Raw genomic sequence first — 13,694 nt, 5'->3', positions numbered from 1 at the left:
AGAGAACGTGGAGAAGATTATGTAATGAGCTCACTTGGTACCTGGGCAGACCAGATGGACGCTTACGAAGAATTATTTGTCGGAATGACTGTTGAGGAAGTTGAAGAATGGTTTAATAATTACACAGATGAAAGAGGTAGACCGATTAAACCGGATACTGAAAACTTTGAAGAATTAAATTCAGATGAGCAGGAAATGCTGGTTGATGTGACTTCTGGAGCCACTATGAGTTTAAGCGATGCTCATGGTTATTTTATTGAAGCAATCAAAGAGGCATATGATAACCGGTTTGCTGTAAATAAAGCAGATGAAGTAGAGTCATTTGGTTTTGGCTTAACTCATAATGGCCGTATAGGCCCCGGAAAAGATGATACCGGCACACAGGTATATAGTTTTAATAATGTGTTTGTAAATACATTATTTAATGATGAAGGTGAAATTGTTTCAATTTTTGTTGATGAGTTAGAAGTAGCAACTCCCAACTATGATGGTGAAGCAATGCCACATTTAAGCGGTTTTCCGGGACAGGGAGGATATAATATAGACGAAGACCATGATCAGGAAGTAGAAGGTAAAACACCTGATACAAACGAATATTTCCTTTCTGAAATTGAAAAATGGAAAACTAAAAAAGAACGTGGAGAAGATTATGTAATGAGCTCACTTGGTACCTGGGCAGACCAGATGGACACTTACGAAGAATTATTTGTCGGAATGACTGTTGAGGAAGTTGAAGAATGGTTTAATAATTACACAGATGAAAGAGGTAGACCGATTAAACCGGATACTGAAAACTTTGAAGAATTAAATTCAGATGAGCAGGAAATGCTGGTTGATGTGACTTCTGGAGCCACTATGAGTTTAAGCGATGCTCATGGCTATTTTATTGAAGCAATTAAAGAATCGTACGAGAATAGAATTAATTTAAATCTAGAAATTGAATAAAACATTTTAATAAATTAATCTATACTTAAAGTAAAGCAAGCGGCCAGATAATTCTGGTCGCCTTTTGACATTTAAGTAGTTGAATATATATTTTACTTTTGATAAGATTTAATTTGATAGTAGACTTCCAGGTCTTTTTTTATATTTAAATTTTAATAGTTCCTTATAATATTTAAAGTCAATTAACAGGATAAAAAAATCATAGAAAATAAAATTTTAAAGGAGAGATGGCTGATGAAAGCAAAAAAATTAACTGGAGAAAAAGCAGCAGAATATATCGAAGCTGGAATGATAATTGGTCTGGGAACTGGTTCTACTGCCTATTATGCGATCAAAAAAGTAGGAGAAATGGTTAGAAATGGATTGAAAGTAAAGGCTGTTCCTACCTCTAAAGAGACCGCAAAACTAGCTGCGGAGGAAGGAATAGAACTGGTAGAGTTAGCTGAAGTGAACTCACTTGATTTAACCATTGATGGTGCAGATGAGGTTGATCCACAATTTAATTTAATTAAAGGTGGAGGAGGCGCTTTATTAAGAGAAAAAATCGTAGCTTCTGCTACTGAGAAGCTGATTATTGTTGTTGATGAATCTAAACTGGTTGAACATCTTGGCGCCTTTCCCTTACCAGTAGAAATTACTCCTTTCAGCTGGAAGTATACACAGCGGATGATTGAAAAATTTAGCTGCAGTTCAGAAATTAGAAAAGAAAATGGAGAAATTTTTATAACTGATAACGATAATTATATTCTGGATTGTAACTTTGGGAAAATTAAAGATCCTGTAAAATTAACGGTGGAGTTGAATAAATTGCCGGGAGTAGTAGAAAATGGAATCTTTGCAGAAATGGCAGAAATAGTGGTTGTTGGCTATAATGATGGTCATATTGAAGTATTAGAAAAATAGATTGATAAAAAATAAAGGGAGCCTGGCTTTAATTGCTGTGGCTCCCCTTATTATATTAATTTGATTTTTAAATTTAAATTATAGTTATTATTTAGTTATCAACCAGATTACTTTTCAGCCAGGCAACAATCTCATCTGACTCATATAAAGGTTCACCATCGATAAATAAACAGGGTACCTGTCTTTTACCTCCCACTTCAATTAACTCTGCTTCAGCCTCCTGATCCTGATTAATATTTTTTAATTCAATTTCATCTAAATCATTATTTTCAATAACTTGTAAGACCTTTTTGCAGTAAGGGCAGGTTGGAAAATAGTATAATGTTAAATCAAACATTTTATCATCCTTTCCGAATTAGTTATTATTATCTTATTACTTATTTTCTATTTAAATCTTTAAATTCCTTTAAAAAAGTTCAACTTAAAATTATTACCTATTTATGTAAAAATATGGTATAATAATTAATAAACCAGGATATTTATAATTTAATTATCCAGAAAGGAGATAATATGAAAACTAATTTTACCGCTGGAGCCAATGAAATGATAGGTGAGCAGAGCTGGAGATTAAGGAATTCCTATTTAAAATTGGCTGAACTAAACTTAAATATTGAAAGTATAATTGAAATTATTGAAGAAATTAATCAGGCAGAGAATGAAGTTGATTTTTTATACTTGATTCTGAATAAATCATTAAATTTAATTCCAGAGGCTGATTATGGAAGAATAGTTATCAATAAAGAAGAGTCTGCATATTTTTTAGAAAAAGTTTATAGGAAAGATGATATTTTTATAAATGGAGAAAGATTTTATGAGGGCCCGGAACAAAAATATTCTACCGATATTATTTTTAAATATCAAAAAGAAAATAAAAAGCTTACTATAAATTTAAAAGTTAACAATGATTTTCTGGGAGGGGTGATTTTATATATTGAGGATCAAAGCTCTAAAGTTTTCAGTCTGCAATCAGTAAAAATGGTTTCAATTTTAGAAAAGATTGCCTCCTCTTATTTAACAGCAGACCGTTATCAAAAATTACAGGAAAAATTTAACCAGGAGATTATTTTATCCTTAAGTAATCTGCTTGGACTGCATGATAAATATACAGCAGGACATAATAAGAAAGTAGCAGAGTTGAGCAGAAAGCTTGCAAAAAGTATGGACTTAAATAGAGCAGAGGTTAAAAATACTTATTGGACAGGTATTTTGCATGATATTGGTAAGACTTTAATCCCGGCGTCAATATTAAATAAAAAAGGACCTTTAACTCAAAAAGAATTTTCTGAAATAAAAAAACATCCCGAATTAGCTTATAAAACTTTAAAAGATTCAGCTGAATTAAAAAAGATTGCTAAATATATACTCCATCACCATGAACACTGGGATGGCAGCGGCTATCCTGATGGTCTGAGAGGAGAAGAGATTCCAGTTATTTCACAGATTGTTTCTGTTGCTGATGCCTGGGAAGCTATGACTTCTGACCGCTCATATAGAAAATCACTTAAAAAAGAAGAAGCAATTAAGAGAATTATTAATAATCGCGGAAAACAGTTCTCCCCCTTAGTTGTGGATCTATTTCTGGACAATATTAGTTAAAGCAAATATTTAATTTATTTTTAATCTCATAGTCTTTAAATAGCTGCTGAATTCTGTTATAATAGTAAAGTAGATAACAATTTTCATTAACATGCATTAAAACTAATTATTTTCAAAAAAGGTGGAGGAAAAATTGAGAAGACGAGAACGTTTAACCGGGTTTTTTATAATATTTATTTTACTTACCTTTTCTGCCTACAGTAATTCGATGAATGTAGGTGGGCGAATTGGAATTACCAATAATCAACATAGAGAAATTAAACAGAGCAGTCGTCGGGTCCAGGAAAGCAGAAATATAACAACAAATATTAGTGATAATAATATAAATAATTCGGTTAATAAAGATAATGGTCAAATGTCAGAACAGCTTGCTCTAAAAGAAGATGAGGATTCAGCCTCCGAGCAGGCAAGCAGACTGCAGGCAATAGATAATAATTTTAATTTAAATAGAGATAAAGACACCACTTTTACTGAGCCTAGAAAAGATGATAACAAGAATGAGGTTCCAGATAATCAAGAAACAGCATTTGAAAAACGACATGCGCCTCAATTAATCGATCAGGTTAAAGTACATAAAGTAAGAAGTGGAGAAACACTCTGGGATATAGCACATAAACATGGTCTGAATATTGATTCTCTGATTGGTGCTAATAATATCAGTAATATGAACAGTATTAAGCCAGGACAGGAATTTAAGATTTTACCTGTTAGAGGAATTATCTATCGGGTTTCTCCTGGAGAAAGTGTGGACAGTATTGCCCGTAAGTTTGAGCTTAAAAGAGAAACTATAATGAAAGATAATAATATAGAAGATGCCTCTTCTCTTAAAATTGATCAGAAATTAATTTTAAGGGGGGCAAAACCAGAATTTAGTTATCAGGATCGCCTGGATCAGAAATTTATGTCTCCAATTAATACCCGCATCACCTCCTATTATGGACCACGCTGGGGTAGAATGCACGAAGGAATTGATTTTGCAGCTCCGATGGGGAGTCCCATTCGGGCAGTTAGTTCTGGTCGGGTTGTTTACAGCGGCTGGGCCACAGGTTACGGCTATGTGGTAATTCTCGAACATCAAAGAGGTCTGAGAACTCTTTATGCTCATAACTCAAAACTTTTGGTTAGAGAAGGCGAATCAGTAGGTAAAGGAGAAGTTATTTCTCGTTCCGGTAATACCGGTAATTCTACGGGACCTCATTTACATTTTGAGGTACAGGTCAATGGACGGCCCGAGAATCCTCTAGATTATATTAACAGGTAAAAAATGAATAGCCAGAGATTATTGCTCCTCATTATAAACTTTTAATGGGGAGTTTTTTATTATCCAGAAAATGATAGCCGATTGTAAATTGAGGATAATATTAGTTAAGCTCAAAATCTATCTTGACAGCAGTAAAAAAATATTCTATAATTAATCTAACAAATACTTGAATAATTGTTCATATATAATAAATAAAAAGTTGAGGTGGAGAAAAATGCAGAATACCGTAGAAAAAAAAGAAAAGAATGAAAAAGAATTTGAGCTGGAAGGATTAAGCTGCTCAAACTGTGCCTTAAAAATTGAGGATCAGGTTAAACAACTTGAGGGTATGGAAAATGTAGAGCTTAACTTTGCAACTTCCACTCTTAAAGTTGCAGCAGAAGAGTCCAGACTGGATAAAATTAAAGAAGAATTACAGAAGATTTCAGATCAGATTGAGCCCGGGGTTAAAGTTAAAGATAAAGGGGGAAATCAGAAAGATAATAATCAAGATAACTTCTCTCTTAAAGATTATCTCTGGGGGAAGAAAAACATTTTTATCGGAGCTCTGTTTTTTGTTTTTGCACTCAGTTTTTCTCATCTAAATCTTTTTGCCAATACTATTTTTAATACACTGGCTCTACCAGCTTACATAACAGCATATTTTTTGATTGGTTATCCTGTTCTTAAATCAGCTGTTTTAAATATCGGCCGCGGCCAGATTTTTGATGAAAACTTTTTAATGGTCATTGCAACAATAGGTGCCTTTGGAATTCGCGAATATCCGGAAGCAGTTGCAGTAATGCTCTTTTATATGGTAGGAGAATTATTTCAGGAAAGGGCAGTTAATAATTCCAGGCGTTCCATTAAGGATTTAATGGATATTCAGGCTGAATATGCTAATTTAGTTAAAGATGAAGAAATCATTAAAGTTGAACCGGAACAATTGAATGTTGGTGATTTAATAGCTGTTAAGGCAGGAGAAAAAATCCCTGTAGATGGTAAAATAGTAAGTGGAGAGACAGCACTTGAAACTTCAGCTTTAACAGGAGAATCTCTGCCAAAAGATGTAGCAGAAGGTGATCAGGTTTTAAGTGGTATGATCAATTTAAATAAATTAATCACTGTTAAAGTAACTAAAGAATATAAGAATTCTACTGTTAAAAAAATATTAGAATTGGTGGAAAATGCAAGTTCTAAAAAAGCACCAACCGAGCAGTTTATTACTAAATTTGCCCGTTATTATACGCCTTTTGTGGTTTTAACAGCAGCCTTAGTTGCAGTTTTACCACCTCTATTTACTGGAGCAGCTTTCAGTCCCTGGTTTTATAGAGCCTTAGTCTTTTTGGTAGTTTCCTGTCCCTGTGCTCTTGTTGTTTCTATACCACTTGGTTTTTTTGGAGGTATAGGTCTATCATCTAAAAATGGTATCTTAGTTAAAGGTGGAAATTATCTGGAAGCTCTAAATGAACTGGACAGTATTATCTTTGATAAAACTGGAACTCTAACTGAAGGCGATTTTAAAGTAACTGAAGTAAATATTTACAGTGATCACAGTCGAGAAGAAATTTTGAATATTGCTGCAGAGGCAGAACAATTTTCCAATCATCCTATTGCTCAGTCAATTGTTGAGGCAGCAGGAGATTATAAAAAACACTCTGCAGATAGTGATTATCAGGAAATTTCTGGAGCTGGAATTAAAGCTGTACTGGGTAATAATAAAATTTTAGCAGGAAATGAAAGACTTATGCAGAAAAATAATATTAACATCCAAAAATCAGATAGCACCGGCACTGCTGTTTATCTGGCTCAGAATGGTCAATTTTTAGCTTCAATTATAATTTCTGATCAGCTAAAAAAAGATGCTGTAGATGCAATTTCCAGCCTTAAAAATATGGGAATAAAAAATTTAGCAATGCTGACTGGAGATAATGAGTTAACAGCAGCTGAAGTTGCTTCAAAACTGGGACTTGATAATTATTATGCAGGATTACTGCCTGATCAGAAAGTAGAAAAAGTGGAAGAACTGTTAAGTAAGTCAAAAAAATTGGCTTTTGTGGGTGATGGAATTAATGATGCTCCTGTACTTGCACGCTCCGATCTAGGAATTGCTATGGGAGGACTTGGTTCAGATGCTGCAGTTGAAGCTGCAGATGTAGTTTTGATGACTGATGAACCTTCCAAAATAGTTACAGCCTTAAATATTGCTGCTAAAACTAAAAGACTGGTCTGGCAGAATATTATTATGGCTCTTTCAATTAAAGCAGTTGTTATGATATTAAGTATTTTTGGAATGGCCTCAATGTGGGCAGCTGTATTTGCCGATGTTGGAGTTGCTCTAATGGCTGTATTTAATGTCATGAGGATTTTAAAAACAGATAATATCTAAACTGACTATTTGGTTGGAATTATTAACTATAGATTTTATTATTAATGAAATGGAGTGAATTAAAATGACAGCACAATTAAAAGAAATGGCAATGTGTGATATATGTGAGGTTTTTAATCCAGATAACCAGGTAGTAAAGATAATGAAAGAAAAAACACTGGCTGATGATGTAGTTTATGATCTGGCAGAATTATTTAAAACCATGGGAGATCCAACCAGAATTAAAATTCTTTATGCTCTCAAAGAAAGGGAATTGTGTGTCTGTGATCTTTCGGAATTACTGGATATGAGTTCTTCTGCAATCTCTCATCAGCTCAGAGTTTTAAGAAATAATAAACTGGTTAAGTATCGTAAAGAAGGTCGTTCAGTCTATTATTCTCTTGATGATGACCATGTAATGTGTCTTTTCGGTCAGGGTCTGGAACATGTACTCGAAGACAAATAAAGAAATTTAAGGCTGGAAAATTATTTTTAACCTTAATAATCCGGCCGCTCAAAAAAATGATTTACTAAAATAAGGGAGGCAGATAGACGTGAAAAAACTGAAACAGAAATTTTTTATTAAAAAAGAAAAATTATTTTTACTATTTATGTGTATTTTATCACTAACTATATTTATTACTTTAACAGCTGCAGCAGCAGAAATTGAGCTTGAGCAGCCAGAATATCAGAGCTTTAAATTAGGCAATGGACTTCAGGTTATGGTTTTTCCTGATCATTCAATTCCACTGCTTAGATATTCAATTTATTATAATGTAGGTTCAATTGATGAGAAAGAAGGACAGACTGGTATTTCTCATTTTTTAGAACATCTGATGTTTTTAGGAACTGAAAACTTACCAGAAGGTGAGATTGATGATTTGATTTCTTCAGTTGGGGGCCAGCTCAATGCTGCTACAAGTTTTGATTATACTTATTATTACCATGAAGTACCATCTTCGATGCTGGAGCTGGTAATGGCCCTGGAATCTGATAGAATGCAAAATTTAAGATTTAATAAAGAAGAAATCAACCGGGAACGAGAAGTTATAAAACAGGAAAGGCGAATGCGAACAGAAAACAATATTTTTTCCAGAGGTTTTGAAGAAATCAAAGCAGAGGCTTTTCCGGACAGCTATTTGGAACATAATGTTATTGGCTGGCTGGAAGATATAAATAATATTTCTAAAGCGGAATTAAAAAATTATTATCAGCGCTATTATTCACCCAATAATGCTTTAATTGTTGTCAGTGGTGATGTTGAAGCTGAAGCTGTAAAAAATCTTGCTCAAAAATATTATGCTGATTATCAATCAGAGAATATAGTACGAAAGTATTTTGAACTGCCGGAACAAAATGAAGAAAAAACACATAAAGTTCATTTACAGACAAATGTACCTTATGCTCTGCAGCTGTATAAGATACCTCCAGCTGACAACCTTGAAGTAGCTGCCCTGGAGATTTTTATTGATATTCTGGCAAATAATCAGAGTTCGCGTCTAAAAGAAAAACTGCAAAAAGAGGAGGGGATAATTTTAGACAGTGGTGCTTTTATGTATCCACTTCGAACCGAATCTTTTGCCTTAGTCTATTTTATACCTTCAAATCAGAATGTGGTAGAACAGGCACAGCAGGCTTTTGACAGAGAGCTGCAGAAAGTTTTTGCGGAGGGAATAACCACTCAGGAATTTGAAATGGTCAAAAAGCAGTACCAGAAGTCTCTAATATTTTCCCAGAGGAATATTTATTCGGCAGCTTCTAATTATGCTTTAAGCACTCTGCGTTTTAATAAGACCGATTTAATTGCAGAAAAAATTGATTATATTAACAGTTTAAGCAAAGAAGAGGTCGTTCAAATCGCTCAAAAATACTTTAATCAAAATCAGAGGACAAAAGGTTATATTTTACCTAAAAATAAAGGTGGTGCTCAGCAGTGAAAAATATTAACAAAATTATAATTTATACCTTAATTATAGTACTTGCACTAAGTTTAAGTGTTTCTGCCAGGCCGCAGAATTTCAGCCCAGAATTTTTTAGAGAACTGGCAGATGTAGTAAACGAAAAACCAGAGATTGAAGTACCTGATTATGAAATTTTAGAATTGGATAATGGAATGAGATTTTATTTAGCTCAGGATAAAAGCCTGCCAATTTTTGAAATTAGAGGTTATATAGATGGTGGTAAAATAAATGAAAGTAAAAATAATGCCGGGATAACTTCTTTGATGACAGAAATTATGCTTTTAGCAACAGAAAATTATGGGGAAAGTGAGCTGTCTGTTTTTAAGGAGGTTAATGCCTTGTCCTTAAATCTGGGAACTGCCTCAGATCGAATTTCTATTAGTGGAAATTCATTGAACACCGAAAGCAGTGAGCTCATCTCACTGCTGGCAGAAGTATTGAGACGGCCTAAATTTGAAGGGAATCATTTTGAGAGAACCGTCAAAGAATACCAGCAGCTTTACAGACAGCAGTTTTATGATGATTCTGCTCTTTTAAATATGCATTTTTTCAAAAATATTTATGGAGCTCATCCCTATGGCTATAATTATAATTACAATTTAATTCTTGATTTCTTGGATCAGGTTGATTCAGAACAAGTGAATAATTTTTATCAAAATGTTATTAATCCAGAAGACATTGTAATTGCCATCAGTGGAGATTTTGAAGTTGAAAGTATAGAAAAGAAGCTGAGAAATAATTTTTCTAACTGGAAAAATAGCAAAGATAATTTAAGTAAAAATTATGTAAATATTGACCCCGAGATCCATCAGAAAATTATAGTTGTCAATAAGGCTGATGCTACCCAGGCAAATATGAGAATGGGATATAATTTTTATACCAGCAAATATCCAAAAAGAATTCCTTTTATGATGGGAAATAGAATATTTGGTAGTGGCTCTTTTAACAGCCGCTTAATGGAAAGTCTGCGCAGTGATAAAGGTTATGTTTATGGAATTAATGCCCAGACCCGCTATCATGATTATGGTGGAGCCTACTTTATTAATCTGAGTCTGGAACCAGAAAAAGCACTGGCTGGAATGGAAGCTGTTAAAGATGAGATGCTGAAAATCCAAAATAGAGAAAAACCTTTTAAGGAGGAAGAACTTTTTGAAAATATTAATTATTATAATGCAGTTTTTCCAAAAGCCTATCAGCATCAGATAGATGTTTTAGATGAAATTGTTTATCAGAAGGAATTTTATAACCATTCAGATAATTATTTAAACAATTTCGTTAAACAATATAATGGACTTGAGGTTGAAGAAGTTCAGAGAATTTTTGCAGAGGATTTATATCCAGAAATCTTATTTACAGTTATAGTTGGGCCCAAAGAAAAAATTCTGCCCCAGTTTAAAGAAGCCGGAGTAGAAGTTGAGGTAATTGACAATTAGATTTTAGATTAGGACAGGATTTTAATTAATTCTGATTTGATTTCAATAATAATTTAGCTCTTGACAGCGGACTGTCAAATAAGATATTATAATAACGATAGCTGAATAATTAAAAACTAAGATGAGAAGTAGTAATTTACCTGAAGCTGAAAGAGAACGGAATCCAGCGGCTGTAAGATTCCGACAGTGATGGAAAATGAAGTCGCCTCAGAGTTTTACTGATGAAACAGATTTATTTCTGAGAGTAATTAGTAACGGCACAGCAGTCGTTAATAAATGAGAGCTTTCTGGATCAAAACAGGAAGAACTAAGGTGGTACCGCGAATTTAATGCTCTTTCGTCCTTAACCGGATGAGAGAGCTTTTTTGTTTTTAAAAAATTAATACTAACTTGATCATGCGTCTTATAATGAAAAGTTAGAGTGACAGGCTCGATGCCTTAATACTAACTTGACCATGCGCCTTATAATGAAAAGTTAGAGTGACAGGCTCGATGCCTTAATACTAACTTGACCATGCGCCTTATAATGAAAAGTTAGTGAAACGGAGGGAATTAATATGGAAAATTTAGAAAAAACTTATGATCCGGCCAAAACCGAAGATAAGTGGTATGATTACTGGCTGGAAAACGATTATTTTGCACCGAGAGAGAAAAGAGAAGATGAGAAGGGGACTTTTAGTATAGTAATGCCTCCCCCAAATATTACAGGTCAGCTACATATGGGACATGCTCTGGATAATACCTTACAGGATATTTTAACCCGCTGGAAGAGAATGCAGGGTTATCGTTCTTTATGGCTTCCCGGAACTGATCATGCCAGTATTGCAACTGAGGTTAAAGTTGTAGATAAACTGCGGAGTGAGGGTCTTGAAAAAGAGGACATAACAAGAGAAGAGTTCTTAGAAAAAGCCTGGGAATGGAAAGAAGAATATGGAACCAGGATCACTAACCAGCTTAAAAAGATGGGATCTTCCTGTGACTGGTCCCGGGAGAGATTTACTCTTGATGAAGGTTGTTCAGATGCAGTAGAAGAAGTATTTATTAAATTATACGAAGAAGGTTTAATTTACCAGGGAGATTATATTGTTAACTGGTGTCCGAGCTGTCACACAACCTTAAGCGACATTGAAGTTGAACATCAGGAAACTGAGGGTAAGTTTTATCACTATAAATATCCATTTAAAGACAGAGAAGGACATATCACTATAGCTACTACTCGACCGGAGACAATGCTTGGAGATACTGCGATTGCTGTTCATCCTTCTGATGAGCGCTACAAAGATCTGGTTGGAGAAAAGGTTATCGTACCTTTAGTTAATCGTGAAATTGAAATAATAGCTGATGAATATGTAGATAGTGAATTTGGAACCGGAATGGTTAAGGTTACACCTGCTCATGACCCAAATGACTTTGAGATTGGACGCCGCAATGACTTAGAAATTGTAACTGTAATTGACGAAAATGCTGAGATGACAGAAGCGGCTGGAGAAAAGTATGCAGGAATGGATCGTTATCAGGCCCGTAAAAAGGTGATTGAGGATCTTAAAGAAGAAGGTTTGCTGCTTAAAATTGAAGATCATATGCACAATGTGGGAGAGTGTTATCGCTGTGATACAGTAATTGAACCTTTAATCTCCAAACAGTGGTTTGTTAAAATGCAGCCGCTGGCAGAACCGGCGATTGAGGCAGTAGAAGAGAGTGATATCAATTTTGTACCAGACCGTTTTTCAAAAGTATATATGAACTGGATGAATAATATTCGTGACTGGTGTATTTCCCGCCAGCTCTGGTGGGGACACCGGATTCCGGTCTATTACTGTGATGACTGTGATGAGGTAATAGTAAGTAAAGAGGAACCAGAAAGCTGTCCCAATTGTGAGAGTAATAATTTGCATCAGGATGAAGATGTATTAGATACCTGGTTTTCTTCTGCTCTCTGGCCCTTTTCAACCTTAGGCTGGCCGGAAGACACTGCTGATTTAGAGAGTTTTTATCCGACTGATGTTTTAGTAACTGGTAGAGATATAATTTTCTTCTGGGTGGCCCGGATGATCTTTATGGGGCTTAAATTCCAGGATGAAAAACCTTTCTCAGATATCTATATTCACGGTTTGATCCGTGATGCTCAGGGGAGAAAGATGAGTAAATCTCTGGGTAATGGAATTGATCCTCTAGATATTATAGATCAATTTGGTGCAGATGCACTGCGCTTTACTTTAATTACAGGTAATACTCCCGGTAATGATATGCGTTTTAGAGAAGAAAGGCTTGAAGCCAGCCGTAACTTTGCCAATAAGATCTGGAATGCTTCCCGTTTTGTACTGATGAACTTAGAAGATTTTGAGCTGGATTCGGTTGACGAAGCTAATTTAAAGCCAACTCTGGCTGATAACTGGATGCAGAGTCGTTTAAATACTGTAGCTGGTGAAATTGATGATGCTCTGGAGAGATATAATTTTGGAGAAATGTCCAGTTCTTTATATGATTTTATCTGGAATGAATTCTGTGACTGGTATATTGAACTATTAAAAGCCCGACTATATCAGGATGAAGATCCACAGGCAAAACTGACAGCTCAATATTATGCTCTTAATACTCTGGAAAGTTTGCTCAGATTATTACATCCTGTAATGCCTTTTATTACAGAGGAAATCTGGCAAAAACTTCCTGGAACTGAAGGAACAATTATGAGAGCTCAGTATCCAGAGAAAGAAGAAAGCGGCTTGAATCCTGAGGCTGAGGCAAAAATGGATCTGGTGATGAATGTTATTAAAGTAGTTAGAAATATTAGAAATGAAATGAAGGTGAATCCTGGACGCAGAATAAAAGCACTTCTTTCTGCACCAGAGGTTAAGAAAGAGATACTGGAAGAGGGTAGAGAATATATAGAAAACCTGGCCCGGATTAAAGAATTAAAAATTGGTGGAGATGAGCTTGAGCGTCCTGATAAAGTTTCAACTTCAATTGTTAAAGAAGTAGAAGTTATTTTGCCGCTTGAGGGAATGATTGATCTTGATAAAGAGATTGAAAGAATGGAAAAAGAAATTGAAGAAATGGAATTTGAAATCAAAAGAGCAGAAGGTAAATTAAAGAATGAGGGTTTTATTAACAATGCACCTCAGGATTTAGTGGAAGGAGAAAGACAAAAGCTCAAGGAATACAAAGAAAAGAAAGAAAAGTTAATTGAAAGAAAAAAAGAATTAGCTGAATAATGTTTAATGGTACCGGGTACTTGGATATATTTACCA

Annotated in this window: 10 protein-coding genes and 1 other annotated feature; of the genes, 9 read left to right on the top strand and 1 reads right to left on the bottom strand. The window is 34.6% G+C overall.

Translation table 11 applies throughout. The annotated features are described in order from the left end of the window. Together C7958_RS15625 and rpiA are read left to right on the top strand one after the other, a co-directional pair. Positions 1-945: hypothetical protein (locus tag C7958_RS15625; protein ID WP_111571915.1), on the top strand; the 945-nt coding region annotated here is incomplete at its 5' end. Positions 946-1,179: 234 nt separating this feature from the next. Continuing rightward, positions 1,180-1,848: a ribose-5-phosphate isomerase RpiA gene (gene rpiA, locus C7958_RS06765; protein WP_111571914.1), complete on the top strand. Its 669-nt coding sequence runs from the start codon at positions 1,180-1,182 to the stop codon at positions 1,846-1,848. A gap of 91 nt (positions 1,849-1,939) precedes the next feature. Here the strand turns inward: rpiA and C7958_RS06760 are convergent, their stop codons facing one another. Continuing rightward, positions 1,940-2,185, bottom strand: coding sequence for a glutaredoxin family protein (locus tag C7958_RS06760; RefSeq protein WP_111571913.1), 246 nt, complete (start codon positions 2,183-2,185; stop codon positions 1,940-1,942). Positions 2,186-2,358: 173 nt separating this feature from the next. Between C7958_RS06760 and C7958_RS15765 the strand changes: the two genes are divergently transcribed. From C7958_RS15765 to C7958_RS06725, 7 genes are all read left to right on the top strand, one after another. Further along, positions 2,359-3,444, top strand: a complete 1,086-nt coding sequence (locus tag C7958_RS15765) for an HD-GYP domain-containing protein (protein ID WP_208320738.1) — start codon at positions 2,359-2,361, stop codon at positions 3,442-3,444. Positions 3,445-3,577: 133 nt separating this feature from the next. Further along, positions 3,578-4,705, top strand: coding sequence for a M23 family metallopeptidase (locus C7958_RS06750; protein ID WP_111571912.1), 1,128 nt, complete (start codon positions 3,578-3,580; stop codon positions 4,703-4,705). A 214-nt stretch (positions 4,706-4,919) separates the two neighbouring features. Continuing rightward, entirely contained in the window at positions 4,920-7,073 is a 2,154-nt protein-coding gene (locus C7958_RS06745; RefSeq protein WP_111571911.1) for a heavy metal translocating P-type ATPase, read from the top strand. 64 nt (positions 7,074-7,137) lie between these two features. Then, positions 7,138-7,518, top strand: a complete 381-nt coding sequence (locus C7958_RS06740; RefSeq protein ID WP_111571910.1) for an ArsR/SmtB family transcription factor — start codon at positions 7,138-7,140, stop codon at positions 7,516-7,518. Positions 7,519-7,606: 88 nt separating this feature from the next. Next, complete coding sequence (locus tag C7958_RS06735) at positions 7,607-8,989, top strand: M16 family metallopeptidase (protein WP_243834280.1); 1,383 nt, start codon at positions 7,607-7,609, stop codon at positions 8,987-8,989. Beyond that, complete coding sequence (locus tag C7958_RS06730; protein ID WP_111571909.1) at positions 8,986-10,446, top strand: M16 family metallopeptidase; 1,461 nt, start codon at positions 8,986-8,988, stop codon at positions 10,444-10,446. The genes C7958_RS06735 and C7958_RS06730 overlap by 4 nt, the downstream gene beginning before the upstream one ends. A 109-nt stretch (positions 10,447-10,555) precedes the next feature. Then, positions 10,556-10,794, top strand: a binding site (T-box leader). A 209-nt stretch (positions 10,795-11,003) separates the two neighbouring features. Continuing rightward, positions 11,004-13,658, top strand: coding sequence for a valine--tRNA ligase (locus C7958_RS06725; protein ID WP_111571908.1), 2,655 nt, complete (start codon positions 11,004-11,006; stop codon positions 13,656-13,658). Positions 13,659-13,694: the final 36 nt, after the last annotated feature.

The organism is Halanaerobium saccharolyticum (genome assembly GCF_003259895.1).
Lineage (GTDB): Bacteria > Bacillota > Halanaerobiia > Halanaerobiales > Halanaerobiaceae > Halanaerobium > Halanaerobium saccharolyticum_A.
This window is presented reverse-complemented; position numbering and strand designations above follow the sequence as displayed.

Excerpts from the sequence above, each read along its gene's own strand:
- rpiA (WP_111571914.1), top strand. The coding sequence starts at position 1,180 with ATGAAAGCAAAAAAATTAACTGGAGAAAAAGCAGCAGAATATATCGAA.
- C7958_RS06760 (WP_111571913.1), bottom strand. The coding sequence starts at position 2,185 with ATGTTTGATTTAACATTATACTATTTTCCAACCTGCCCTTACTGCAAA.
- C7958_RS15765 (WP_208320738.1), top strand. The coding sequence starts at position 2,359 with ATGAAAACTAATTTTACCGCTGGAGCCAATGAAATGATAGGTGAGCAG.
- C7958_RS06745 (WP_111571911.1), top strand. The coding sequence starts at position 4,920 with ATGCAGAATACCGTAGAAAAAAAAGAAAAGAATGAAAAAGAATTTGAG.
- C7958_RS06740 (WP_111571910.1), top strand. The coding sequence starts at position 7,138 with ATGACAGCACAATTAAAAGAAATGGCAATGTGTGATATATGTGAGGTT.
- C7958_RS06725 (WP_111571908.1), top strand. The coding sequence starts at position 11,004 with ATGGAAAATTTAGAAAAAACTTATGATCCGGCCAAAACCGAAGATAAG.